Below are 24188 nucleotides of genomic sequence, written 5' to 3'. Positions count from 1 at the left end.
AAAAAGGGAGTTTCGGCTCCTTTTTTGATACAATAGTTCTATGAAAATTCAAGATTTAAAAAATGGGGATTTGCTTTTTGTGTCCAGCCCATCTGATATAGCAGAAGCTATTCAGCGATCAACTGGGCGGTATAACCATGTGGCAATCTTCTTTGCTGGTTGGATTTACCATGCGACAAGTAAGCGCGGTGTCATTAAAGAATCGATAGATCAATTTTTACAGGTTGATGAATGTTATGCTGTTTATGCTTGTTCTGACATAGATGTAAAAGCTGTCTGGAAAAGAGCAGAGCAACACCTTTATAAACCTTATAATAATAGCTTTTATCCAGATACGACAGGCTTTTATTGTTCTGAATATATTGCAGAAATCCTCCCCATTTTTGAAACCATTCCTATGCAGTTCGGTGATGAAAAAGAGGAAATAGCTCCTTTTTGGCAGCAGTATTACAAAGAGTTAGGTTTAGCAGTTCCTCTTCATCAGCCAGGAACCAATCCTAGCCAATTGGCTCAATCCGAAAAATTAGTTTATAAAGGAAGATTAGATGATTAAAGTAATCAATCCCAGTCGTTTGACACGTCAGCCTTTTTTTCATGAATTGATAAATTATTTAGATCAACATGACGATGTTACTTTGCGAGAGATAAAGCGTGAGTTTGTAAATTTTCCCAATATTGATCGCTCTATAGAGGATTATATCAAGGCAGGCTATGTGCTTCGGGAAAATAAACGCTATCGTCAAAGCGTTCCTCTGTTGGAAAATGTGACGGCTTTGTCTTTGGATCAGGAAGTCTTTGTGCGAGATGATAGTCCTCTTTATCAAGAATTGCTGAATATGCGTTTTGAGACGCATTTAACCAATCAAACAAACCAAGCTATTTTAGTAGAAAAAACGGATTTTCTCAGAGAGCAGTTGACGCTTTCCAATTATTTTTATAGGTTGAAACAACAATATCCATTGATCAATCAGCAACAAAAACTCTATGATTTGGTAGGAGATGTAAATCCTGAGTATGCTCTAAAATATATGACGACCTTTCTCTTAAAATATGGTCGAAAAACTGAGCTGATGCAGAAACGGCGTGATATTTTTGTAGATGCTCTAGTGATTTTAGGCTACATCGTGCCTAACGAAGCAAGAAAACATGAATTAAAGTTGGATTTTGATCAGGCAACATTGACCTTTCGTGTAAAGGAAGCATTAGATAAACCTTAGAATAATAAAATTTTAAGGTTTATTTGATAGATTTATAAGTATAAGGTTTAAGTTTAGCAAGATTTGGTAGTCACTAAATCGTTTCGTTGCATGAAAGGAAGGTATCGTGAATCTTTTAGCAAAAATTCGTCCGTCTCAGCCGTTGAAGTATTTGAAATGGTTTGATATTGTCATTGTTACAGCTCTGCTATTTGGACAATTTATCTATCGCTCAACGGAACTTTATTTTGCGAGCTTATCACCGTCCACTACGGCAGCAGTAACAGGTACAGCTAGTAAAACAGCAAGTGACGGAGCAGCTTATTTCAGTAATTTAGAATTGCAGCTTCTCATGTTAGCTTTGACGATAGCCTATTTAATACTTCGCCGTTTTGACTTTAAGCAGTTGCCAATTCGTTTATCGTGGTCTGTGCTCTTTTGGGTTCCCTTTATCTTTGCGGTTATGGGGATTCTCGCAGATACAGTGACGACTCTTAGCGGAGAATACAATTATTTTGATCTGCAATTGTGGAAATATATTGATCTGACAGAAATTTTCCGCAAATTTATTGATTTGACACCTATGGCTGTTCTCTATGCTTTGCTCAATGGCTTCTATGAAGAATTTTTCTTCTTAGGTTTATTGACCTCAGTGAAAGATAAATATAAGTGGTTGGTTCTTCTTTATTCGACGATTGTTCGCGTTTCTTTCCATACCTATCAAGGAATGCTCTGGGCACTGACAATCGGTGTTGGTTTTGGACTTCTCTATTATTTTCTTTACAAATATAAGGTTAAAAATCTCTTGCCTTTCTTCCTCGTGCATGCACTTGCAGATATGTTTGGGTCAAGTCTAATGTATGTCTTGATTAGTTGGAGAAAGTAAAGTCATAAAGCAAGATTTTGATTTCTGAGGAATTGTGTTCATCTCTCCTTGCTAGTATAAATTTTCTTAAATAATTAAAGGTCGAAAACGCTTGTCTCGACCTTTATTATTTTCTATAAATATTTTTCAGCGATGGCATAATCACCTAGATAGTCAGTTTTTTTACCATTTATAATTTGGTAGCAATCTGCGCCCTTGCCAGCTAGAATGACGGCATCGCCTTCTTTGCTAGTTAAGCTAAGGGCTGTTTTAATAGCTTCTTCGCGGTCAGCAATCATATCAACATCAAAGGATATGTAAGAAGCAATTTCTTTGGCAATAGCAATTGGATCTTCGTAATTTGGATCATCTGCTGTCAGGATAACGGTCAATTCTGGATGTTGATTGATTAGTAGACCAAAATCTTTGCGACGGCTTTCTCCTTTATTTCCAGTTGCACCGAGCACCAAAACAATCCTACCTTTTTGATGTTCTTGGACGACAGATAGGAGATTGGCGAGGCTGACACCATTGTGTGCGTAGTCCACAAACACTTTGGCACCATTTTTTTGAGTCAGCACTTCCATACGTCCAGGTACGCGTGTGTTTGCAATTCCCTTCTTGATGTCCGCAATGGAAGCACCCAAGCGGAGACAGGCAAGGCTAGCAGCAAGCGCATTTTCTTGGTTGAAACGACCAATCAGCTGAATGTCAAATTTCTCTGCTAACTTTCCGCTTGTTTCAAAAGAGAAGGCTTGCGAGTGATGAATTTGATTGTCTGAATACTGTCCGTAGAAATCATGTTCCATGGAAGCAACTTGCTCAGCCAAAACTTCAAAATGATCCATTTCGCTATTGACCACCACAGCTTGGCTATTTTCCATGAGAAGCCGTTTATGATAAAAATAGTCTTCAAATGTCGGGTGTTCAATTGGTCCGATGTGATCAGGACTAATATTGAGGAAAACGCCAACATCAAAGGTTAAACCGTAAACCCGCTTTTTCAGGTAAGCCTGACTGGAAACTTCCATAATGAGATGAGTTCGACCATTTTCAACAGCTGTCGCCATCATTTTGAACAAATCCAAGCTTTCCGGTGTTGTCAAAGTAGATTTGAAGAAATGTTCTCCATCAAGCGTCGTGTTCATGGTAGACAAGAGAGCTGGCTTATGACTTTGTTGGAGGATATGATAGGCAAAATAAGCAGACGTTGTCTTTCCTTTAGTTCCTGTAAATGCGAGCAGTTTGAGTTTATTTTGTGGATTTCCATAAAATTCCATGGCAAGAAGGCTCATGGCTTGCTTTACGTCGTTGACTAGAATTACCGGAATAGTTACTTCAAAATCCGTCTCACTGACATAGAACTGTAAGCCTGATTCAACAGCTTTTTCCAAAAATTCTTTTTTAAAATTGTCACCTTTGACAAAGAAAAGAGTGGAAGCATCCACTTCACGGCTGTCGTAGCTGATTTTTTCAAAAACAAGACCACGATAATGATAAAAATATTGTCCCTTGTCGATAATCTCACGGAAATTGTGATCGTTTTTTAAAATGTTTAATGCGTTTTCAATTGTTATCATATTTCTATTGTAAACTTAATGGCGAGGTTTTACAAGCGGAAAGGAAAAGTTTATAATAAGATGAGATTATTTTCAGAGGTTATGTATGGAGCAACAAACAACAAATCAACAAAAACAAATGCTTCTAGGGACAGCGTGGCTGACAGCTAGTAACTTTATCAGCCGCTTTTTAGGGGCAATTTATATTATTCCTTGGTATATCTGGATGGGGAAACATGGTGCAGAAGCCAATGGTTTGTTTACCATGGGATACAATATTTATGCTTGGTTTCTTCTGATTTCCACGGCAGGTGTACCTGTTGCAGTCGCCAAGCAAGTCGCCAAGTACAATACGATTGATCAAAAAGATCATAGTTTTGCTCTCATTCGTGAATTTTTGAAATTCATGCTCTTGTTGGGAGTCATTTTTGCAGTGATTATGTATCTCTTATCACCGTTCTTTGCGCGTGTATCAGGAGTTGGGAAAGAGCTGATTCCAGTTATGCAGAGTCTGTCGTGGGCTGTGCTAGTATTTCCGGCCATGAGTGTTATTCGTGGATTTTTCCAAGGTTTTAACAATTTGAAACCGTATGCCATGAGCCAGATTGCCGAGCAGGTCATTCGTGTGATTTGGATGTTGCTTGCAACATTCTTCATTATGAAATTGGGCTCTAAAGATTATGTTGCTGCAGTGACCCAATCCACTTTTGCAGCCTTTGTCGGCATGTTTGCCAGTATGGCGGTTTTGGTTTATTTTCTTTGGAAAACCAATCTCTTGACATCTATCTTACACAAACCAGCTAATAGTGCTGAAATCAACAGTCATGCTTTGCTGGTGGATACGATTCGTGAAGCCATTCCTTTTATCATCACGGGTTCTGCTATTCAGCTTTTCCAAATTATTGACCAGATGACATTTATCAATACGATGAAATGGTTCACCAATTATAGCAATTCTCAGCTGGTAGTCATGTTCAGTTATTTCTCTGCTAATCCAAATAAGATTACCATGATTTTGATTGCAGTAGCAACTTCGATCGGCGGTGTGGGGATTCCTTTGCTGACAGAAAACTATGTCAAAGGTGATTTAAAGGCGGCTGCGCGCTTGATTCAAGATAATTTGAGTATGTTACTGCTGTTTCTTTTACCAGCAACGATTGGTTCCGTCTTAGTAGCCCATCCTTTGTATACGATTTTCTACGGACAACCAGATAGTTTAGCTTTGGGGCTCTTCATTTTTGCTATGTTACAGACGATTATTCTTGGTGTCTATACTGTCTTGTCGCCAATGATTCAGGCGCTTTTTCAAAATCGTAAAGCAATTTTCTATTTTGGTTACGGAGTTCTTGTTAAGCTCATTTTGCAAATTCCATTTATTTATCTGTTTAGAGCCTATGGACCGCTTCTGGCAACAACAATTGGACTCATCGTCCCAATCATTCTGATGTACCAACACATTCGTCAAGTAACTGGACTCAATCAAATCATTCTCTTCAAACGGAGTTTGTTGATTGGGATTTTAACGACAGTCATGGCTCTTTTGATTGCCATTGTAGAAGTCGTACTTGGCTTTGTCTTTCATCCAAGTGGACGCATTTCTAGTATGCTTTATTTGGTTATCATCGGTGGCTTGGGCATGGCTATTTATGGAGCAATGGCTTTGCGAGTCCGTTTGTTAGACCGTTTTATTGGTGAGAAAGCTCAAACCTTACGTCAAAAATTTCATATTCATTAAAAGGCCGAAAGGCTTTTTAATATTGTAGAAAATTTATAAAAATTAAGCTATAATGAAAATAGCTATTCTTGCAATCAAGTTCTATAATCTTTTGAATAGTCAGTATAGTTTAAAACTATATCTGGCTCTTGAAAAGAACAAAACACAGTGCTTTCGTAAGATGATACAATAGAATCACTTAGAAATATAAGAATTGCTTGATTCCGCGCTTATCTTATGGAGGTTATTTATTATGGATAAAAAGTTACAATTAGACACGATTTTAGCTCATGCTGGTATTAAAACGGATGAAGCAACAGGTGACTTGACAACTCCTTTGCATTTTTCAACGACCTATCAGCATCCAGAATTTGGAAAATCTACAGGTTATGACTATACGAGCACGAAAAACCCAACGCGAAGCAGCTTGGAAAAGGCGTTAGCAGCCATTGAGCATGCGGATTATGCATTAGCCACTAGCTCAGGAATGAGCGCCATTGTTTTGGCCTTTAGTGTTTTTCCAGTTGGGAGCAAGGTTCTGGCGGTTCGTGACCTTTATGGCGGCTCTTTTCGCTGGTTTCATCAAGTCGAGCAAGAAGGGCGCTTTCACTTTACATATGCAAATACGGAAGAAGAATTGCTTGCTGCTTTAACAGAGGATATAGATGTGGTGTATCTGGAAACCCCGACCAATCCTTTAATGCTTAAGTTTGATATTGCGGCTATTGCAGAAAAAGCTCATGCAAAAGGTACAAAGGTTATTGTAGATAATACGTTTTATACTCCAATCTATCAACGCCCTTTGGAAAATGGAGCGGATCTTGTGCTACATTCGGAAACTAAGTACTTAGGAGGACATAATGACGTTCTGGCTGGTGCTCTTATGACGAGTGATAAAGAGATTTATGAGAATCTATTCTACAATCTCAATACAACAGGAGCTGTTTTATCTCCATTTGATAGTTATCTCTTGCTTCGAGGTTTGAAAACCTTGTTTTTGCGTATGGAGCGTTCGACAAAAAATGCGCAAGCTGTAGCAGCTTTCTTGAAAGATTCGCCAGCAGTAAAAGAGGTTCTCTATCCAGGAAAGGGTGGCATGGTTTCCTTTAAAGTAAAGGATGAAGCAGTTATTCCACAGCTGCTAAATACGCTAAAAGTCTTTACTTTTGCAGAAAGCTTGGGTGGTGTCGAAAGCTTGATTACCTATCCTGCGACTCAGACACACGCAGATATTCCAGCTGACGTGCGGAAATCCTATGGCTTAACGGATGACTTGTTGCGATTGTCCATTGGGATTGAGGATAGTCAAGATTTGATAACAGATTTAAAATTTGCTTTGGAGGTATAATATGAGCAAATACAATTTTCAAACAGCACCGAATCGCTTATCTCACCACACTTATAAGTGGAAAGAGACAGAGACAGATCCTCAATTGCTGCCAGCATGGATTGCAGATATGGATTTTGAGGTTATGCCGGAAGTGAAAAATGCGATTCATGACTATGCAGAGCAGTTGGTTTATGGCTATACTTATGCGAGTGATGAGCTGCTCCAAGCGGTGCTGGATTGGGAAAAGAGCGAACATCAGTATTCGTTTGATAAGGAAGATATTGTTTTTGTAGAAGGTGTTGTGCCAGCTATTTCCCTTGCGATTCAAGCCTTTACCAAAGAAGGAGAAGCTGTTCTAATCAATTCTCCTGTCTATCCACCTTTTGCTCGTAGCGTTCGCTTAAACAATCGAAAATTAGTATCTAATTCTCTCAAAGAAGAAAATGGTCTGTTTCAAATTGATTTCGAACAATTGGAAAAAGAGATTGTCGAAAATAATGTGAAATTGTATCTTCTTTGCAATCCGCACAATCCCGGAGGACGTGTCTGGGAAAGGGAGGTTTTGGAAAAAATCGGTCATCTTTGTCAAAAACACCAGGTTATTTTGGTATCAGATGAGATTCATCAAGATTTGACCTTGTTTGGTCATGAGCATGTTTCCTTTAATACCATTTCACCTGATTTTAAAGAATTTGCCATTATACTGTCTAGTGCTACCAAGACCTTTAATATTGCAGGGACTAAAAATTCCTATGCTGTTATTGAAAATCCTTCATTACGTGCGCAGTTTAAACACCAGCAACTTGTTAATAACCACCATGAAGTGTCAAGTTTAGGTTATATTGCGACAGAAACGGCCTATCGTTATGGCAAACCTTGGTTAGTGGCACTAAAAGCTGTTTTAGAAGAAAATATTCAATTTGCAGTCGAGTATTTTGCCAAAGAGGATCCGCGTTTAAAAGTAATGAAACCACAAGGGACCTATCTGATATGGCTTGATTTCAGTGCCTATGGTTTGACAGATGATGAACTTTTTACTTTGTTGCATGACCAAGCCAAAGTCATTCTCAATCGAGGAAGCGATTATGGAAGTGAGGGCGAACTTCATGCAAGGCTGAATATTGCAGCGCCTAAGTCTTTAGTAGAAGAGATTTGCAAGAGAATTGTACGTTGTTTGCCACAATAAGAATGAAAAGAAATTTTCAGAAACAGCCATTTGGGGTTGACAATCATTCTTAAGTGGAGTATAGTTAGTATGAAAAATCGGTAGGTGAGGCTACCATAGGGATACGGATGACTACCGCAAAGTAGTGGAGACACTACGCGTTGGTTAGCAGTTGAGATCGCTAAGGTTTCGACTAATGTCATTTCACCGCCCTACGGAGTTAAAGCTTGAACGGTAACACAAGACATACAGTCCTGCCATGTTTTTCATGGTAGGATTTTATTGCTTTTTAGCTGATTTTTTAAAAGGAAACTGCAGGGGAAAGGAGTGAGGAATATGGCAAATGATGATCACCCGAGTCAACAGAAAACCAGTCGATTGCCATATCTGAGCATTCCTCATGCTCCCTTTGGAATCGACTCTAGCAAATGAACGATATCTGAGCAAAAAGCTGTGTGCAGTTATTTTGTTGCTTGGATGCGTCTTAGATAGAGGAGAAATCAGTGAAAACAGCAAAAGAAAGATTAACAGATGCTCTTCGCATGTCTGTACTGGATACGATGACTTTTTTCAACACTTCCAGAGCAGGGCTGACAGAAGAGCAAGTTGAGGAAAACCGTGATATATACGGCGAAAATGAATTGACTAAAGGGCAAGAAGATTCAATTTTTAAAAAGATCTATGAATCCATTATCAATCCCTTTACCGTCATTCTCTTACTCATTGCATTGGTATCCTTGGTGACCAATGTTTGGCTGGCAAAGCCAGGGCAAGAAGACCCGACGACATTTATCATCATTGTTGTCCTTGTCTTGTTGTCTGGTAGTATTCGCTTTGTGCAAGAATTGCGGAGCGACAAAGCAGCCAGCAATCTTTCACGTATGATTGTCAATACAGTGACAGTCGTCCGTGAGGGAAAAGAGCAAGAAATTCCGATTACAGAATTAGTAGTAGGAGACATTATCCGCTTGAGTGCAGGAGATATGCTACCAGCAGATGTGCTAATCTTAGATTCGCGCGACTTCTTTGTGCAACAGTCAGGTTTGACAGGTGAAAGTGATGCTGTTGAAAAAATGGCGCTGGATAAATGTGAGACAAAAGAAACAGATAGCTTGCTTGAGTCTGAAGCACTTGCCTTTATGGGAACCAATGTAATCTCTGGTCGTGCCATTGCTCTTGTTCTGGTCGTTGGAGACGATACCAAGATGGGTGCTATTGAGCAAACGCTCAATACGTATGACGAACCAACTTCATTTGAGCGGGAAATGAACAGTATTTCGTGGCTGCTCATTCGTCTCATGCTGGTACTTGTGCCCGTTGTCTTTTTCATCAATGGTCTGACAGACGGAGATTGGTTGGAGGCTGGTGTATTTGCACTTAGTGTCGGTGTTGGTTTGACACCAGAAATGCTGCCTATGGTCATCACTGCAAGCTTGGCTAAGGGTTCTATTCTTATGGCAAAAGAAAAAGTTGTCATCAAGAAACTCAATGCCATTCAAGATTTGGGAGCGATTGATATCCTTTGCACGGATAAAACAGGTACATTGACGCAAGATGAGATTGTCTTGGAATATCCGCTGGATATTCATGGAGAGCTTGATTTAGCCGTTCTTCGCAGGGCTTATCTTAATTCGTATTACCAAACAGGGCTAAAAAACCTAATGGATCGTGCTATTATCAATCGGACAGAAAAAGAAGCTGAAAAGCATGAAATCGTTCGGAACTTGGACCAAACTTTTAAGAAAATTGATGAATTGCCTTTTGATTTTGAACGCCGCCGCATGAGTGTGCTGGTTCGAGATGATGAAAATGTCGTTAGCATGGTAACAAAAGGTGCTTTGGAAGAAATGTTAGCCATTTCAAATTATGTCGAAGACAAAGGGAAAATCCTTCCTTTGACGGAAGAAATTCGTCAAGAAATTTTAGCAGAAGTTGCACAGTTAAATGAACAAGGACTGCGCGTGCTGGGCGTCAGCTATCGCTCAGACTTAGATGCTGACTATGAATACACAGTAGAAGATGAATCTGATATGATTTTGACGGGGTATCTTGCCTTTCTTGACCCGCCAAAACCTTCTGCGGCGCCTGCTATCAAGGCTTTAGCAGAATATGGTGTTGCCACCAAAATTTTGACAGGTGACAATGAAAAAGTCACAGAAGCGGTCTGTGAGAAAGTTGGTTTAGATGCAGAACATATCCTACTTGGCTCTGTGATTGAAACGATGTCAGATGAAAAATTGAGCAAGGTAGTTGAAACTACAACTGTTTTTGCAAAATTATCTCCTGACCAAAAAGCGCGTATCATTTTGCAGCTGAAAGCAAATGGGCACAAGGTTGGTTATATGGGAGACGGCATCAATGATGCACCTTCTATGAAAGTAGCTGATGTAGGGATTTCAGTTGATACAGCTGTCGATATTGCTAAAGAAACAGCTGATGTTATCCTATTAGATAAGGACTTGTTGGTGCTTGAAAAAGGCTTGGTGGAAGGTCGCAAAGTCTATGCTAATATGACCAAATATATCAAGATGACAGTCAGTTCCAACTTCGGGAACATCTTTTCCTTGTTGATTTCAAGTATTTTCCTACCATTTTTGCCTATGGCACCGATTCATCTGATTGTGCTAAATTTGGTGTATGACATTTCTTGTATCGCTTTGCCGTTTGACAATGTCGACTGTGAATTTTTACAAAAACCGCGCATTTGGAGTGCAAAATCCATTACTCGTTTCATGGCTTGGATTGGTCCAATCAGTTCTATTTTTGACTGTATGACCTTCTTGATTTTGTTCTTTATCGTTGCACCGATGATGACTGGCTCTGTTTATCATCATGGGATGTCTAGCGAGTTCATTACTATTTTCCAAACAGGCTGGTTTATTGAGTCCATGTGGACACAAACGATGGTTATTTACATGTTGCGCTCACCCAAATTGCCATTTATTCAAAGCAGACCGGCTTTGTCTGTAGTCATGACGACCCTAGCAGCCGTCTTCTTTGTAACCTTATTGCCCTACGGTCCTTTTGCAGCTCTCTTAAAAGTCGCTCCATTAAATGGTACTTATTTCTTATTCTTAATCCTTGTCATGATTTTATATATGGCAAGTGTTACGTTTGTGAAGCATCTTTATATTAAGAAATACCATGAATGGTTGTAAACAATTGACAATCTTTGAAAAGGCTTGTTTGTCACGAGCCTTTTTTATGTTTTTTTGATATAATAAGAAGAATAAATTGAAAGAAGGAAAACCAATCATGGAAAAATTTCAAGTGATCGCACATCCGCTCATTCAGCATAAATTGTCTATCTTACGTCGTACGGATACCTCTACTAAGGCTTTTCGTGAGTTAGTAAATGAAATTGCTATGCTGATGGGCTATGAAGTTTTACGTGACTTACCATTAGAAGATGTGGAAATTGAAACGCCGATTACAAAGACGGTTCAAAAACAATTGGCTGGTAAAAAATTAGCCATTGTCCCAATCTTACGTGCAGGTATCGGTATGGTGGACGGTCTTTTGAGCCTTGTGCCAGCTGCTAAAGTTGGACATATTGGTATGTATCGCGACGAAGAAACCCTAAAACCAGTTGAGTACCTCGTGAAGTTACCAGAAGACATTAGCCAACGTCAAATCTTTGTGGTAGATCCAATGCTGGCGACAGGTGGTTCAGCTATTTTAGCCATTGATTCATTGAAAAAACGCGGAGCACACAATATTAAATTTGTATGCCTTGTTTCAGCGCCAGAAGGTGTGAAAGCTTTACAAGAAGCTCACCCAGACGTAGAAATCTTTACAGCGGCCCTCGATGATCACTTGAATGAAAACGGCTATATCGTTCCAGGATTGGGAGATGCAGGAGATCGTCTTTTCGGTACAAAATAATGAGTTTTATGTTTGACCTTTTTTGACCAAAAGGCTATAATAGTCTCATATTTGAAAAATCTCACTAAGAATTGTTGATCAGATTAAAATATCAGATGAAAAGGAGAATACAATGATTCCTGTAGTTATTGAACAAACAAGCCGTGGAGAACGTTCCTACGATATTTACTCGCGTCTTTTAAAAGATCGCATTATTATGCTAACTGGAGCAGTTGAAGACAACATGGCCAATTCTATTATTGCCCAACTGCTTTTCCTAGATGCTCAAGATAGTACAAAGGATATTTATCTTTATATCAATACACCAGGAGGTTCTGTATCGGCTGGTCTAGCGATTGTTGATACCATGAACTTCATCAAGTCAGATGTCCAAACAATTGTCATGGGGATGGCTGCTTCCATGGGAACTATTATCGCTTCAAGCGGTGCTAAAGGCAAACGCTTCATGTTGCCGAATGCAGAATACTTGATTCACCAACCAATGGGCGGAACTGGTAGCGGTACGCAACAAACCGATATGGCGATTGCAGCTGAGCATTTGCTGAAAACTCGGAATAACTTGGAGAAAATCCTTGCGGATAATTCAGGGAAAACCATTAAGCAAGTACATAAAGACGCAGAACGCGATTATTGGATGAGCGCTCAAGAAACCTTGGATTATGGTTTCATTGATGAAATTATGGCAAATAATAAATTAAACTAATCCATTTGTTTATTACTGTATGAAAAATGTCCTCTGATGGGCATTTTTTTGATATACTTATAAATGATAAAAATAAATTAGAAAGAAAATTCATGTTTAAAAAAGAAGAACGCACAGGGATAATTGTGTATTTATATTATAATCGAGATGTGAAAAAAATAGAAGCTATTGGGGACATTGTCTATCATTCTAAAAATCATCGTTACCTCCAGCTGTATGTAGATACTGTGCAAGTAGATCGTATTGTTGAGAAACTATCTAAAGAAAAATATGTCAAACAAGTACGAGTCTGCCATATTCAAGAATTAGACACAGACTTTGTTGGAAGTCTGTTTAGAGATAAAGAAAACGTAAACATATAAAAAAATCTCATTTACCGCTTGACAATTGTCAGATAATTCGGTATATTCTTAACATATCATTTCGGAACGAGGAGATAAGAATATGAAGAAAAAATTTGCTCTATCATTTGTTGCTCTTGCAAGCGTTGCCCTTCTTGCCGCTTGTGGGGAAGTAAAGTCAGGTGGTTCCAATGCAACTGGTACAAAAGTTGCTGACAAGACCATTAAAATTGGATTCAACTTTGAAGAAACTGGTGCAACAGCAGCATACGGGACAGCTGAACAAAAAGGTGCCCAACTGGCTGTTGATGAAATCAACAAAGCCGGTGGTATTGACGGCAAGAAACTTGAAGTTGTTGACAAGGATAATAAATCTGAAACAGCAGAAGCAGCTTCTGTCACGACTAACTTGGTAACCCAATCAAAAGTAAATGCAGTCGTAGGACCTGCAACTTCTGGTGCAACAGCAGCGGCAGTTCCCAATGCGACAAAAGCAGGTGTCCCTTTGATTTCTCCTAGTGCGACACAAGACGGTTTGACGAAAAATCAAGAATACTTATTCATCGGAACTTTCCAAGACAGTTTCCAAGGGAAAATCATTTCTAAATATGTTACAGAAAATTTAAAAGCGAAAAAAGTTGTACTTTATACAGATAACTCAAGTGACTATGCTAAAGGTGTTGCAAAAGCTTTCCGTAATGCCTACAAAGGTGAGATTGTTGCAGATGAAAAGTTTGTCGCTGGTGATACTGATTTCCAAGCAGCTCTTACCAAAATGAAAGGCAAAGATTTTGATGCCATTATCGTACCTGGATATTATACAGAAGCTGGTAAAATTGTAAACCAAGCGCGTGGTATGGGCATTGATAAGCCAATCGTTGGTGGTGACGGCTTTAATGGCGAAGAATTTGTCCAACAAGCAACACCAGCTAAAGCTTCAAATATCTACTATATCTCAGGCTTCTCTTCAACAGTTGATGTCTCAGATAAAGCAAAGAAATTCCTTGAAGCTTACAAAGCGAAATACAACAATGAAGAACCTTCAACATTTGCAGCGCTAGCATACGACTCTGTTTATCTTGTTGCCAATGCTGCTAAGGGTGCTAAAACATCTGTTGACATCAAAGACAATCTTGCTAAGACAAAGAATTTTGAAGGTGTAACAGGTGATACTAGCTTTGACAAGAATCATAATACTGTTAAAACAGCCTTTATGATGACCATGAACAATGGAAAGGTCACAGCAGCTGAAACGGTTAAGCCATAATCCTTCTCAAGAAATTGCTTAAAATATATTTTATAGTGTATAAAAGAGTAACTATTTATGGTGAACATCGTAGATAGTTACTTCTCTTTATATGGGCTAAAAGAAAAGAGGCGGGACAAAAGTCTTAGTCTTAAGAATATTTTTTATTATGGTTTGTAATACCTAGTGATTGATTGTTAGATATGTTTTAAGCTGTTGAAAAGTAATCAACTGTGAAGTGAGACTTAAAAGGTTTAACGGTCTCATTTGCTCAAACTTAGAATAGATGAGTGAGAAAAATCAATTTTTTTGAAATGATGACTTGACTCGCTCTTTTTTCACGATAGATAAGAAAATGTGAAAAATCACATAGTTCTTTCTTCTATACTATAATTAGAAAGTGTGGTGGCCATGCTCCAACAACTTGTTAATGGTCTGATTCTGGGGAGTGTCTATGCTTTGCTCGCTCTCGGTTATACCATGGTTTATGGAATTATCAAACTCATCAACTTCGCTCATGGAGACATTTATATGATGGGCGCTTTTATGGGCTATTTCCTGATTAACTCTCTTCATCTTAATTTTTTCCTTGCCTTGATTTTGGCGATGGTTGGGACAGCAGCTTTAGGTGTGCTGGTCGAGTTTCTGGCTTATCGTCCATTGAGAAATTCAACTCGGATTGCAGCTTTGATTACTGCGATTGGTGTTTCATTTTTCTTGGAATATGTGATGGTCTATTTTGTGGGAGCCAATACTCGTTCGTTCCCGCAAGTGATTGAAACGGTTCGTTATAATTTTGGACCGATTAGTCTCACCAATATCCAACTGATGATTTTGGTCATTTCCTTAATCTTGATGGTGTTATTGCAAGTCATTGTTCAAAAGACCAAAATGGGGAAAGCGATGAGGGCAGTTTCGGTCGATAGTGATGCGGCGCAGTTAATGGGAATCAATGTCAATCGTACAATTAGTTTCACTTTTGCTTTAGGTTCTGCTTTGGCAGGAGCAGCAGGTGTACTCATCGCGCTTTATTATAATTCCCTTGAGCCTTTGATGGGAATGACACCAGGGTTGAAATCGTTTGTCGCTGCAGTACTTGGTGGGATTGGTATTATCCCAGGAGCAGCATTGGGAGGCTTTGTCATTGGTCTATTAGAAACTTTTGCGACAGCTTTTGGTATGTCAGATTTCCGTGATGCGATTGTGTATGGTATTTTAATCTTAATCTTGCTTGTTCGTCCTGCAGGAATTCTTGGTAAGAATGTGAAAGAGAAGGTATAGGCTATGAAAAAGAATGTAAAAGTAAATATTTTATGGTTTGTGCTCCTTCTTGCAGGGTATGGTTTGATTGCCTTACTTGTCAGCGCTGGAGTTTTGAATGATTTTTACTTACAAATCTTACAACAAATCGGCATTAACATTATTTTAGCAGTAGGTTTGAATTTGATTGTCGGTTTCTCAGGTCAATTTTCTCTGGGACATGCTGGTTTTATGGCAATTGGTGCTTATGCGGCTGCAATTATTGGTTCGAGAACAGCTACTTATCCTGCCTTTTTTGCGGCTATGGTGTTAGGAGCATTGATTGCAGGAGCAGTGGCTTTGGTTGTCGGGATTCCTACTCTTCGCTTGAAAGGTGATTATTTGGCGATTGCAACGCTTGGAGTCTCTGAAATCATTCGCATTTTAATCATTAACGGTGGTGATTTGACCAATGGAGCTGCGGGTATATTGGGTATTCCTGCCTTTACCAATTGGCAAATGGTGTATTTCTTTGTAGTTATCACAACCATTTTAACCATCAATTTCTTGCGCAGCCCGATTGGACGAGCAACCTTGTCAGTTCGTGAAGATGAAATTGCAGCAGAATCTGTAGGGGTTAATACCACTAAAATCAAAGTCATTGCTTTTGTTTTTGGGGCGATGACAGCTAGTATCGCAGGCTCACTCCAAGCAGGATTTATCGGCTCTGTTGTGCCGAAAGATTATACTTTTATCAATAGCATCAATGTCTTGATTATCGTGGTATTTGGTGGCTTGGGTTCCATGACAGGAACCATTGTTGCAGCGATTGTCTTGGGAATTTTAAACATGGTACTTCAAAATGTAGCAAGTATTCGGATGATTATCTACTCTCTTGCTTTAATTTTGGTGATGATTTTCCGTCCAGGAGGACTTCTTGGTACATGGGAATTAAGCCTCTCACGCTTCTTTAAAAAAGATAAGGAGGTCAACTAATGGCGCTTCTTGATGTAAAAAATCTAACAAAAAATTTCGGTGGGTTGACTGCTGTTGGTGATGTAACCTTGGAGCTGAATGATGGGGAATTAGTCGGTCTCATTGGTCCAAATGGTGCAGGAAAAACAACTTTATTTAATTTACTGACCGGTGTTTATGAGCCAAGTGAAGGAAGCGTGACCTTGGATGGGCATTTGCTCAATGGCAAGGCTCCTTATAAGATTGCTTCTTTAGGGCTCAGTCGAACATTCCAAAATATTCGCTTGTTTAAAGATTTGACAGTCTTAGAGAATGTCTTGATTGCTTTGGGAAATCACCACAAAGCACATGTTTTTGCTAGCTTCTTTCGTTTGCCAGCTTTCTATAAAAATGAAGCAGAATTGCGTGAGAAGGCTCTGGAATTACTAAAAATCTTTGACCTAGACGGTGAAGCAGAAACACTTGCTAAGAATTTAGCTTACGGTCAACAACGTCGTTTGGAAATTGTGCGTGCTCTAGCAACAGAACCAAAAATTCTCTTTCTTGATGAGCCTGCTGCGGGAATGAATCCACAAGAAACAGCAGAATTGACAGAGTTAATTCGTCGCATAAAAAATGAATTTCAGATTACAATTATGCTGATTGAGCATGACATGAGTTTAGTCATGGAAGTGACGGAGCGAATTTATGTATTGGAGTATGGTCGTTTGATCGCACACGGAACTCCTGACGAGATCAAAAATGATAAGCGTGTTATCGAAGCCTATCTGGGAGGTGAAGCCTAATGTCTATGCTAAAAGTTGAAAATCTTTCTGTCCATTATGGCATGATTCAGGCTGTCCGAGATGTCAGCTTTGAAGTCAATGAGGGCGAAGTTGTTTCTCTCATCGGTGCCAATGGTGCCGGAAAAACCACGATTCTTCGGACCATTTCAGGACTGGTTCGTCCAAGTGCAGGAAAAATTGAGTTTCTAGGAAATGAAATTCAAAAAGTTCCTGCTCAGAAAATTGTAGCAGCAGGGCTTTCTCAGGTACCCGAAGGACGCCATGTTTTCCCAGGCCTGACTGTTTTGGAAAACCTAGAAATGGGTGCTTTCTTAAAGACAAATCGTGATGAAAATCAAGCGAATCTAAAAAAAGTCTTCTCACGCTTTCCGCGTTTAGAGGAACGTAAGAATCAAGACGCTGCAACTCTTTCTGGAGGCGAGCAGCAGATGCTTGCTATGGGGAGAGCACTTATGTCTACTCCAAAACTCCTACTTTTGGATGAGCCTTCAATGGGGCTAGCTCCTCTCTTCATTCAAGAAATTTTTGATATTATTCAAGATATTCAAAAGCAAGGCACAACTGTTCTATTGATCGAGCAAAATGCCAATAAAGCCCTCTCAATTGCCGACCGTGGCTACGTTTTAGAAACAGGAAACATCGTGTTGTCTGGCACAGGAAAAGAATTGCTCGCTTCCGATGAAGTCCGCAAGGCTTATCTTGGTGGGTGAAAAAGGAGAAAGAAGTGGTTTTCTACTTCTTTTTTATTCACTAATAGTATTCTTGAAAACATAAGCAAGTACCTTGAAAGCGTTTGAAATAAACTAGAAAATACAGTATAATAGAACTGAAAAATCAGAGATAAAGGAGATTTCCATGGCAGTTAAAGATTTTATGACGCGAAAAGTGGTGTATATTAGCCCAGACACGACAGTAGCGCATGCGGCGGATATTATGCGTGAGCAGGGATTACACCGGCTTCCTGTTATTGAAAATGACCAATTGGTTGGTTTGGTGACTGAAGGAACGATTGCCGAAGCAAGCCCTTCAAAAGCAACGAGCTTATCCATTTACGAGATGAATTATTTGCTAAACAAGACAAAGATTAAAGACGTCATGATTCGTGATGTGGTGACGGTGTCACAATTTGCTAGTTTGGAAGATGCTACTTACTTGATGTTGAAAAATAAAATTGGCATTTTGCCAGTGGTGGACAATCAGCAAGTATACGGCGTCATTACAGATCGTGATGTTTTCAGAGCCTTTCTTGAAATTGCTGGCTATGGTGAAGAAGGCATTCGCGTGCGTTTCATTACAGAAGATGAAGTCGGCGTGTTGGAGAAGATTGTGCATTTGATTGTCGAAGAAAATCTCAATATCTCTAACGCTGTTAATATTCCACGCAAAGATGGCAAAGTTATCATTGAAGTTCAAATTGATGGTAATGTGGATTTGCCGGCTTTAAAAGCGAAATTTGAAGACAAAGGCATTCAGGTAGAAAACATTACCCGTACTTCAGCAAAAGCATTATAAGACAACAAATAACGCATGAGAGCAGTTCATTTAACTGTGTTCATGCGTTTTTTTATAATGGGAGCAAGATTATTTCTGAATCGGTTGCTTATTGACATCTAAGGTAAAGCCTTCACCAAGGATTTCATGGGCATCTGTAATGGTAATAAAGGCATGTGGATCGACGCTATGAATAACTTTTTTCATGGATTGCATTTCGTTTCGTCCAACGACGCAGTAAATGAGTTTCAAATCATTCTCGCTGTAGTAGCCTTGTCCATTGATGAAAGTAATTCCACGACCGAGATCTTCATCAATTTTCTTTGCCAATTCTTCTGGGCGGCTAGTAATAACCATGAAGCCCTTGCCGGCATAACCGCCTTCACCAATCAAGTCAATCACTCGTGAAGCGATAAAGACAAAAATCAAGGTATAAGTCACTAGGCGAACATCTTTAAAAACAAGTATAACGAAAATAAGGACGCAGAAGTCTACAGTAAACATCAATTTTCCCATGGAGATATTCGTATACTTGTTAGCGATTCGAGCAATAATATCGGTACCGCCAGTCGTACCACCGGCATTGAAAACAATTCCTAGTCCAACACCAGCAATAATCCCTGTCAGAAGCGTCACAATCACGAGGTCGCCTTCAAGGTTAATCACGAAAGGGATTTTTTCAAATATCGTCAGCCAAGCAGAAACGGCAAAGGTTCCTAAGATGCTAGAGTACAAAAGTCGCGATCCAAAAATTCTCCAAGCAATAATGAAAAGAGGAATGTTGATGATGAGATTCATCAGTGAAACAGGAATCTTAAAAAGATAGTATGTAATGAGGGTCACACCAGTTGCGCCTCCCTCATACAAATGATTCGGAATAATCAGATAATTGATTGCAAAAGCAAAAATTCCAGCTCCTAGAACAATCGTTAGATAGTTTTTAAACTTAGACATGATAACCTCCTAATAATTTCTGTACATTCTATTGTATCAAATCTTGAAAACTTATGTATCATTTTGAAAAAATTTTTTTAAACTTTTTCTGACAATGATTTTTCTGGAGTTTTTTGTTAAAATAGAAAGGAGAAAAAGGAAGAAATGAGTTAGTATGTCAAAAGGAATGTTCATCTCTTTAGAGGGACCAGATGGTGCAGGAAAATCAAGTGTTTTAGAAGCTTTGATTCCCATTTTAGAAGCAAAAGGGCAGGCGTTTGTCACAACGCGTGAGCCTGGTGGAGTGGCAGTTGCGGAGAAGATTCGCGATGTTGTTTTAGATCCGAAGCATACGGAAATCGATGAAAAAACGGAATTGCTCCTTTATATTGCCAGTCGCAGGCAACATTTGGTGGAACGTATTTTGCCTGCTTTAGATCGTGGTGAAATGGTGCTGGTGGATCGCTTTATTGATAGTTCGGTGGCGTATCAAGGTTTTGGTCGAGGTCTGAAGGTGGCTGATATTGATTGGCTGAATGATTTTGCGACCGACGGTTTGAAGCCAGATTTGACCCTTTATTTTGATATTGAAGCAGAGGAGGGCTTGGCTCGTATTGCTAAGAGCAAAGAGCGTGGTGCGGACCGTTTGGATCGTGAAAGTGTGGAATGGCACCAGCGCGTGCGTGAGGGATATTTGTCTATTCTTGAAAAAGAGCCAAATCGTGTGAGAAAGATTGATGCCAGTCAGCCATTAGAAAAGGTCGTCGCAGATACTTTAGCAGTATTGGCAGAACGAGTTGAGAGTTTAAGATGAAAATAGAAGAATTAGCTCAGTTGCAGCCAGTTTTGTTTGAGCGTTTTGAGCACATTTTACAGCAACATCGGCTGAATCATGCTTATTTGTTTACAGGAGCTTGCGGTAGTTTTGAGATGGCTCAATGTTTAGCACAGAGTTTATTTTGTACCAATAAAAATGGTGTCTTACCCTGTGGTGAATGTCGAAATTGCTGCTTGATTGAGGCAGAGGATTTTTCAGATGTGACGGTTGTTCGACCAATCAATAATATTATAAAGACAGAGCGAGTCAGAGAATTGGTACGCAATTTTTCGCAGTCTGGATTTGAGAGCAACAAGCAAGTTTTTATCATTTGTGACGCAGAAAAAATGCATGTCAATGCGGCTAATTCACTGCTGAAAGTGATTGAAGAGCCGCAAAGTGAAGTGTATATTTTTTTACTGACGGCAGATGAAAACCTTATTTTGCCGACCATTAAAAGTCGAGCGCAGCGATTTTATTTTCCGAAAAATAAAGCATATTTGTTTGAGGAATTAGAACAAGCTGGAGTGATGAAGATGCAAGCAGAATTGTTGACAGTTTACAGTCAGACGGAAGAAGAAGCTATGCGTTTGGCAGCTAGTTCATCATTTTTTGAACTAGTTAATGAATGTGAATGTCTTGTATCTTTTTGCTTGAATCAAAAAGCAATCGCCTATTTGCAGGTTGCGAAGTTAGCTAGTCTGGCTGATGATAAGGAAAAGCAAGGACAGGCTTTGAAGGTGCTGGAAATTTTATTTGCTAAAGAGATGGAAACAGAGTGTGGACGCTATTACTTAGACGGTATATTTACAGCGAGGAAAATGTGGCAAGCAAATGTTAGTTTTCAAAATGCACTAGAATATATGGTGTTACAAGAAAGAGAATGATGTGCTACGTTGGCACAGGAAAATGGTAGTGAGGATGAATAAAAAAGAATTATTTGATGCTCTTGATGAATTTTCTCAAAATCTGCTTGTGACTTTGGCAGAAGTAGAGGCAATTAAGAAAAATCTGAAAGGCGTAGTAGAAGAAAACGTAGCGCTTCGTTTGGAAAATGATAAATTACGAGAGCGATTGGGCCAAGTGGAGCATACAACAACACCAAAAACAAAAAGAAATCGCGATAATCTGCGTAAATTATACGAAGACGGTTTTCATGTCTGTACGGATTTTTATGGTCAACGCCGTGAAAATGATGCAGAATGCATGTTTTGTGACGAGTTGCTGTTTAGGGAGTAAGCATGCAGATTCAAAAAAGTTTTAAAGGTCAGTCTCCTTATGGGAAGCTCTATCTGGTGGCTACTCCGATTGGGAATATGGACGATATGAGCATCCGTATGGTGAATACTCTGAAAGAAGTCGATTTCATTGCAGCAGAAGATACCAGAAATACTGGTTTGTTGCTCAAGCATTTTGGTATTACTAAGAAGCAGATTAGCTTTCACGAGCATAATGCCAAAGAAAAAATCCCTGATTTGATTCGTTTGCTGAAAAGCGGGCAGAATATTGCTCAGGTTTCGGATGCCGGCTTGCCTAGTATTTCGGATCCGGGGCATGATTTAGTTAAAGCTGCTATTGCTGAGGAAATCGCAGTAGTGACTGTGCCTGGTCCCAGCGCAGGCATTTCAGCTTTGATAGCTAGTGGCTTAGCTCCACAACCTCATATTTTTTATGGATTTTTGCCACGCAAGTCTGGTCAGCAAAAAGAGTTTTTTTCTAATAAAAAAGCCTATCTAGAGACACAGATTTTTTACGAATCTCCTCATCGGGTCAAAGCCACTTTAGAAAATATGCTCAGTATCTATGGGGATCGTTCTGTAGTACTAGTACGGGAATTAACTAAGATTTATGAAGAATACCAGCGCGGCTTGATTTCGGAAGTGATTGGCTTTATTACGGAAAATCCACTAAAAGGTGAATGTTTGTTAATCGTAGAAGGTTTTAAGGAAGAAGAGATTGAACAGTCAGAAGCGGATTTGTTGGCAGAGGTTGATCTTCTAGTAGCAGCAGGAGCAAAGAAAAATCAAGCTATCAAAGAAGTAGCGAAAAAATACGGCTGGAATAAGAGTGAATTATATGCTCGTTATCATGAGCAAGTCAGTGAGTAAAAATGACTTTTTATAAACAAATTTATATTTCCCCTTTAGGAGAAATGTCTTTGGTTGCTGATGTGACAGGGCTTGTTGGAGCTTGGTTTTTCAAGCAGAAATATTTTGAGCGTGGTTTAGAGAAAGCTACGATGCCAGTAGAAAATGATATTCTGAAAAGAACTCGTCTTTTGCTAGATGATTATTTTAGCGGAAAGTATCCAGACTTTTCGAGTCTTGTTTTGGCTCCTGTTGGGACGGATTTTCAACAACGGGTCTGGGCTTATTTGCAAACTATTCCTTATGGGAGAACGGTCACGTATGGTCAGATAGCAAAGGAGTTAGATATTCACTCGGCGCAGGCTGTTGGTGGCGCTGTGGGCAGAAATCCCTTTTCTATCATCGTTCCCTGTCATCGAGTTCTGGGAAGTCAAGGGCAATTAACCGGTTATGCTGGGGGATTAGACAAGAAAATGTGGTTGCTGAAGCATGAAGGCGTAGAGCTTAGCGAGAAAGCTTTAGATAAATGATACAAATGGAGAAAATGATATGTTACGATTTATTGAATATCCAAAATGTTCGACCTGTCGCAAAGCCAAGGCTGAATTAAGCCAGTTGGGTTTGGACTTTGAAGCAGTAGATATTGTCAAGGAAACACCGAGTAAAGAGGAAATTTTAACTTGGATGGAAAATTCTGATTTAAACATCAAATCTTTCTTCAACACTAGCGGGCTCAAATATCGTGAGCTAGGTTTGAAAGATAAACTATCAGGATTGTCCGACGAAGAAGCCGCAGAGCTTTTAGCAACCGATGGCATGCTCATCAAACGACCAATCTTAGAAAAAGACGGAAAAATCCTGCAAATAGGCTACCGCATAGAATATGCAATATTAGATTTGTAAATAAAAAAGAAGTGAGGCAACAATTGCGATTTTAAAGAAATCCATTTTGTCGTCTCACTTCTTTTTAAGCTCTCTATTTTGGTATCATTGCTGTTCGTGTTATAATGTTTTTATATACTGAGAAAATTTCTTCAAACCTTGTTATCTTGGGAGTGAGATAGAACTAAAATTTGAAAATGTTAATCGTCGCTCTTTTGATTTAATCATCCGATACAACATATTCCGTCAGATATTTTGTATAGTCTCACCTTGCAAGGTTGCTAAACAGTCTGTGAGACTGTTTGATTTTCATTGAATATTAGTAAAAAACGAAAAGAGAAAAAATGGTTTTATCAAAAAAACGTGCGCGAAAGGTAATTGAGGAAATCATCGCCCTATTTCCAGATGCAAAACCTAGCTTGAATTTTACCAATCATTTTGAATTGTTAGTCGCAGTCATGCTGTCAGCTCAAACGACCGATGCAGCAGTCAACACAGTCACACCAGCCCTTTTTAAAGCCTATCCAACTCCACAGGAAATGGCAGCGGCTTCAGAAAGCGAAATTGCCAGCTATATTGCTCGTCTGGGGCTTTATCGCAATAAGGCTAAGTTTTTGAAAAAATGTGCTCAGCAGTTGCTAGATGACTTTGGCGGTCAAGTCCCACATACACGAAAAGAATTGGAAAGTCTTGCGGGTGTGGGACGCAAAACAGCCAATGTGGTCATGAGTGTTGGCTTTGGTATTCCAGCTTTTGCGGTGGATACCCATGTGGAGCGGATTTGCAAACACCATGATATTGTTAAAAAGTCCGCTAGTCCTTTAGAAGTCGAACAACGTGTGATGGAAGTTCTGCCCAAAAATGAATGGCTTCCAGCTCACCAAGCTATGATTTGCTTTGGTCGTGAAATTTGCCACCCAAGAAATCCTGAATGTGACCAGTATCCACAACTGTATCATTTTGATTGAAAAAAAG

At 39.4% G+C, this 24188-nt stretch carries 25 protein-coding genes and 1 riboswitch; of the genes, 23 read left to right on the top strand and 2 right to left on the bottom strand.

The features are described 5' to 3' along the window. Positions 1–40 precede the first annotated feature (40 nt). From HMPREF2933_RS02035 to HMPREF2933_RS02025, 3 genes are all read left to right on the top strand, one after another. On the top strand, positions 41–553 hold the full coding sequence (locus HMPREF2933_RS02035; protein WP_024052051.1) for a YiiX/YebB-like N1pC/P60 family cysteine hydrolase: 513 nt from the start codon (positions 41–43) through the stop codon (positions 551–553). Further along, positions 546–1217, top strand: coding sequence for a DUF1803 domain-containing protein (locus HMPREF2933_RS02030; RefSeq protein ID WP_024052050.1), 672 nt, complete (start codon positions 546–548; stop codon positions 1215–1217). The genes HMPREF2933_RS02035 and HMPREF2933_RS02030 overlap by 8 nt, the downstream gene beginning before the upstream one ends. A 106-nt stretch (positions 1218–1323) precedes the next feature. After that, positions 1324–2082: a CPBP family intramembrane glutamic endopeptidase gene (locus tag HMPREF2933_RS02025; RefSeq protein WP_024052049.1), complete on the top strand. Its 759-nt coding sequence runs from the start codon at positions 1324–1326 to the stop codon at positions 2080–2082. A gap of 113 nt (positions 2083–2195) precedes the next feature. Here the strand turns inward: HMPREF2933_RS02025 and HMPREF2933_RS02020 are convergent, their stop codons facing one another. Continuing rightward, entirely contained in the window at positions 2196–3641 is a 1446-nt protein-coding gene (locus HMPREF2933_RS02020; protein ID WP_024052048.1) for a UDP-N-acetylmuramoyl-L-alanyl-D-glutamate--L-lysine ligase, read from the bottom strand. An 85-nt stretch (positions 3642–3726) separates the two neighbouring features. Between HMPREF2933_RS02020 and HMPREF2933_RS02015 the strand changes: the two genes are divergently transcribed. The 13 genes from HMPREF2933_RS02015 (at position 3727) to HMPREF2933_RS01955 (ending at position 18515) form a co-directional block, all read left to right on the top strand. Continuing rightward, a complete protein-coding gene (locus HMPREF2933_RS02015; protein ID WP_070672414.1) occupies positions 3727–5355 on the top strand; it encodes a putative polysaccharide biosynthesis protein in 1629 nt (542 codons plus the stop codon). 232 nt (positions 5356–5587) lie between these two features. Beyond that, entirely contained in the window at positions 5588–6682 is a 1095-nt protein-coding gene (locus HMPREF2933_RS02010) for a cystathionine gamma-synthase (RefSeq protein ID WP_070672412.1), read from the top strand. Between the two features lies 1 nt (position 6683). Beyond that, positions 6684–7850 carry a MalY/PatB family protein gene (locus tag HMPREF2933_RS02005; RefSeq protein WP_024052044.1) on the top strand — a complete coding sequence of 389 codons (1167 nt, stop codon included), beginning with the start codon at positions 6684–6686 and terminating at the stop codon, positions 7848–7850. Positions 7851–7919: 69 nt separating this feature from the next. Next, positions 7920–8072: riboswitch (M-box (ykoK) riboswitch) on the top strand. A 260-nt stretch (positions 8073–8332) separates the two neighbouring features. After that, positions 8333–10987, top strand: a complete 2655-nt coding sequence (gene mgtA, locus HMPREF2933_RS02000; protein WP_070672409.1) for a magnesium-translocating P-type ATPase — start codon at positions 8333–8335, stop codon at positions 10985–10987. A gap of 97 nt (positions 10988–11084) precedes the next feature. Beyond that, the gene (upp, locus tag HMPREF2933_RS01995) at positions 11085–11714 is read left to right on the top strand and encodes a uracil phosphoribosyltransferase (RefSeq protein WP_003025639.1); all 630 of its coding nucleotides are present in this window, start codon (positions 11085–11087) and stop codon (positions 11712–11714) included. An 88-nt stretch (positions 11715–11802) separates the two neighbouring features. Next, on the top strand, positions 11803–12417 hold the full coding sequence (locus HMPREF2933_RS01990) for an ATP-dependent Clp protease proteolytic subunit (protein ID WP_224783675.1): 615 nt from the start codon (positions 11803–11805) through the stop codon (positions 12415–12417). A 92-nt stretch (positions 12418–12509) separates the two neighbouring features. After that, on the top strand, positions 12510–12779 hold the full coding sequence (locus HMPREF2933_RS01985) for a DUF2129 domain-containing protein (RefSeq protein WP_042754006.1): 270 nt from the start codon (positions 12510–12512) through the stop codon (positions 12777–12779). Between the two features lie 82 nt (positions 12780–12861). After that, positions 12862–14025, top strand: a complete 1164-nt coding sequence (locus HMPREF2933_RS01980) for an ABC transporter substrate-binding protein (RefSeq protein ID WP_024052039.1) — start codon at positions 12862–12864, stop codon at positions 14023–14025. A gap of 390 nt (positions 14026–14415) precedes the next feature. Then, the gene (locus HMPREF2933_RS01975) at positions 14416–15285 is read left to right on the top strand and encodes a branched-chain amino acid ABC transporter permease (RefSeq protein WP_024052038.1); all 870 of its coding nucleotides are present in this window, start codon (positions 14416–14418) and stop codon (positions 15283–15285) included. A gap of 3 nt (positions 15286–15288) precedes the next feature. Beyond that, positions 15289–16239, top strand: a complete 951-nt coding sequence (locus HMPREF2933_RS01970) for a branched-chain amino acid ABC transporter permease (RefSeq protein WP_024052037.1) — start codon at positions 15289–15291, stop codon at positions 16237–16239. After that, on the top strand, positions 16239–17003 hold the full coding sequence (locus HMPREF2933_RS01965) for an ABC transporter ATP-binding protein (RefSeq protein WP_003032371.1): 765 nt from the start codon (positions 16239–16241) through the stop codon (positions 17001–17003). Before HMPREF2933_RS01970 ends, HMPREF2933_RS01965 begins: the two co-directional genes overlap by 1 nt. Continuing rightward, positions 17003–17713 (top strand): ABC transporter ATP-binding protein, encoded by a 711-nt coding sequence (locus tag HMPREF2933_RS01960; protein ID WP_003032369.1) that lies wholly within the window; start codon positions 17003–17005, stop codon positions 17711–17713. Before HMPREF2933_RS01965 ends, HMPREF2933_RS01960 begins: the two co-directional genes overlap by 1 nt. Before the next feature lie 145 nt (positions 17714–17858). Further along, a complete protein-coding gene (locus HMPREF2933_RS01955; protein ID WP_024052036.1) occupies positions 17859–18515 on the top strand; it encodes a CBS domain-containing protein in 657 nt (218 codons plus the stop codon). 69 nt (positions 18516–18584) lie between these two features. Here the strand turns inward: HMPREF2933_RS01955 and HMPREF2933_RS01950 are convergent, their stop codons facing one another. Then, positions 18585–19448 carry a YitT family protein gene (locus HMPREF2933_RS01950; RefSeq protein WP_070584034.1) on the bottom strand — a complete coding sequence of 288 codons (864 nt, stop codon included), beginning with the start codon at positions 19446–19448 and terminating at the stop codon, positions 18585–18587. A 154-nt stretch (positions 19449–19602) separates the two neighbouring features. Between HMPREF2933_RS01950 and tmk the strand changes: the two genes are divergently transcribed. From tmk to nth, 7 genes are all read left to right on the top strand, one after another. After that, a complete protein-coding gene (gene tmk, locus HMPREF2933_RS01945) occupies positions 19603–20241 on the top strand; it encodes a dTMP kinase (protein WP_024052034.1) in 639 nt (212 codons plus the stop codon). Beyond that, positions 20238–21131 (top strand): DNA polymerase III subunit delta', encoded by an 894-nt coding sequence (locus HMPREF2933_RS01940; RefSeq protein WP_024052033.1) that lies wholly within the window; start codon positions 20238–20240, stop codon positions 21129–21131. The genes tmk and HMPREF2933_RS01940 overlap by 4 nt, the downstream gene beginning before the upstream one ends. A 34-nt stretch (positions 21132–21165) precedes the next feature. Further along, entirely contained in the window at positions 21166–21483 is a 318-nt protein-coding gene (gene yabA, locus HMPREF2933_RS01935) for a DNA replication initiation control protein YabA (protein WP_003025601.1), read from the top strand. A 2-nt stretch (positions 21484–21485) separates the two neighbouring features. Further along, entirely contained in the window at positions 21486–22352 is an 867-nt protein-coding gene (gene rsmI / locus HMPREF2933_RS01930) for a 16S rRNA (cytidine(1402)-2'-O)-methyltransferase (protein ID WP_070584036.1), read from the top strand. A 2-nt stretch (positions 22353–22354) separates the two neighbouring features. Then, positions 22355–22861, top strand: a complete 507-nt coding sequence (locus HMPREF2933_RS01925; protein ID WP_070584038.1) for a methylated-DNA--[protein]-cysteine S-methyltransferase — start codon at positions 22355–22357, stop codon at positions 22859–22861. Between the two features lie 19 nt (positions 22862–22880). Next, complete coding sequence (locus HMPREF2933_RS01920) at positions 22881–23234, top strand: arsenate reductase family protein (protein WP_024052030.1); 354 nt, start codon at positions 22881–22883, stop codon at positions 23232–23234. Positions 23235–23557: 323 nt separating this feature from the next. Next, a complete protein-coding gene (nth, locus tag HMPREF2933_RS01915; protein WP_024052029.1) occupies positions 23558–24181 on the top strand; it encodes an endonuclease III in 624 nt (207 codons plus the stop codon). The last annotated feature ends 7 nt before the right edge of the window (positions 24182–24188 follow it).

This window comes from Streptococcus sp. HMSC066F10 (genome assembly GCF_001813805.1).
Taxonomy (GTDB): domain Bacteria; phylum Bacillota; class Bacilli; order Lactobacillales; family Streptococcaceae; genus Streptococcus; species Streptococcus vaginalis.
Note: the sequence above shows the minus strand (reverse complement) of the source record. Positions and strands in the feature narration are given on the sequence as shown.

What these genes read in the sequence shown, in the direction of transcription:
- HMPREF2933_RS02035 (WP_024052051.1), top strand. Translation starts at nt 41, where the DNA reads ATGAAAATTCAAGATTTAAAAAATGGGGATTTGCTTTTTGTGTCCAGC.
- HMPREF2933_RS02030 (WP_024052050.1), top strand. Translation starts at nt 546, where the DNA reads ATGATTAAAGTAATCAATCCCAGTCGTTTGACACGTCAGCCTTTTTTT.
- HMPREF2933_RS02020 (WP_024052048.1), bottom strand. Translation starts at nt 3,641, where the DNA reads ATGATAACAATTGAAAACGCATTAAACATTTTAAAAAACGATCACAAT.
- HMPREF2933_RS02015 (WP_070672414.1), top strand. Translation starts at nt 3,727, where the DNA reads ATGGAGCAACAAACAACAAATCAACAAAAACAAATGCTTCTAGGGACA.
- HMPREF2933_RS02010 (WP_070672412.1), top strand. Translation starts at nt 5,588, where the DNA reads ATGGATAAAAAGTTACAATTAGACACGATTTTAGCTCATGCTGGTATT.
- HMPREF2933_RS02005 (WP_024052044.1), top strand. Translation starts at nt 6,684, where the DNA reads ATGAGCAAATACAATTTTCAAACAGCACCGAATCGCTTATCTCACCAC.
- upp (WP_003025639.1), top strand. Translation starts at nt 11,085, where the DNA reads ATGGAAAAATTTCAAGTGATCGCACATCCGCTCATTCAGCATAAATTG.
- HMPREF2933_RS01985 (WP_042754006.1), top strand. Translation starts at nt 12,510, where the DNA reads ATGTTTAAAAAAGAAGAACGCACAGGGATAATTGTGTATTTATATTAT.
- HMPREF2933_RS01980 (WP_024052039.1), top strand. Translation starts at nt 12,862, where the DNA reads ATGAAGAAAAAATTTGCTCTATCATTTGTTGCTCTTGCAAGCGTTGCC.
- HMPREF2933_RS01975 (WP_024052038.1), top strand. Translation starts at nt 14,416, where the DNA reads ATGCTCCAACAACTTGTTAATGGTCTGATTCTGGGGAGTGTCTATGCT.
- HMPREF2933_RS01970 (WP_024052037.1), top strand. Translation starts at nt 15,289, where the DNA reads ATGAAAAAGAATGTAAAAGTAAATATTTTATGGTTTGTGCTCCTTCTT.
- HMPREF2933_RS01965 (WP_003032371.1), top strand. Translation starts at nt 16,239, where the DNA reads ATGGCGCTTCTTGATGTAAAAAATCTAACAAAAAATTTCGGTGGGTTG.
- HMPREF2933_RS01960 (WP_003032369.1), top strand. Translation starts at nt 17,003, where the DNA reads ATGTCTATGCTAAAAGTTGAAAATCTTTCTGTCCATTATGGCATGATT.
- HMPREF2933_RS01955 (WP_024052036.1), top strand. Translation starts at nt 17,859, where the DNA reads ATGGCAGTTAAAGATTTTATGACGCGAAAAGTGGTGTATATTAGCCCA.
- HMPREF2933_RS01950 (WP_070584034.1), bottom strand. Translation starts at nt 19,448, where the DNA reads ATGTCTAAGTTTAAAAACTATCTAACGATTGTTCTAGGAGCTGGAATT.
- tmk (WP_024052034.1), top strand. Translation starts at nt 19,603, where the DNA reads ATGTCAAAAGGAATGTTCATCTCTTTAGAGGGACCAGATGGTGCAGGA.
- HMPREF2933_RS01940 (WP_024052033.1), top strand. Translation starts at nt 20,238, where the DNA reads ATGAAAATAGAAGAATTAGCTCAGTTGCAGCCAGTTTTGTTTGAGCGT.
- yabA (WP_003025601.1), top strand. Translation starts at nt 21,166, where the DNA reads ATGAATAAAAAAGAATTATTTGATGCTCTTGATGAATTTTCTCAAAAT.
- rsmI (WP_070584036.1), top strand. Translation starts at nt 21,486, where the DNA reads ATGCAGATTCAAAAAAGTTTTAAAGGTCAGTCTCCTTATGGGAAGCTC.
- HMPREF2933_RS01925 (WP_070584038.1), top strand. Translation starts at nt 22,355, where the DNA reads ATGACTTTTTATAAACAAATTTATATTTCCCCTTTAGGAGAAATGTCT.
- HMPREF2933_RS01920 (WP_024052030.1), top strand. Translation starts at nt 22,881, where the DNA reads ATGTTACGATTTATTGAATATCCAAAATGTTCGACCTGTCGCAAAGCC.
- nth (WP_024052029.1), top strand. Translation starts at nt 23,558, where the DNA reads ATGGTTTTATCAAAAAAACGTGCGCGAAAGGTAATTGAGGAAATCATC.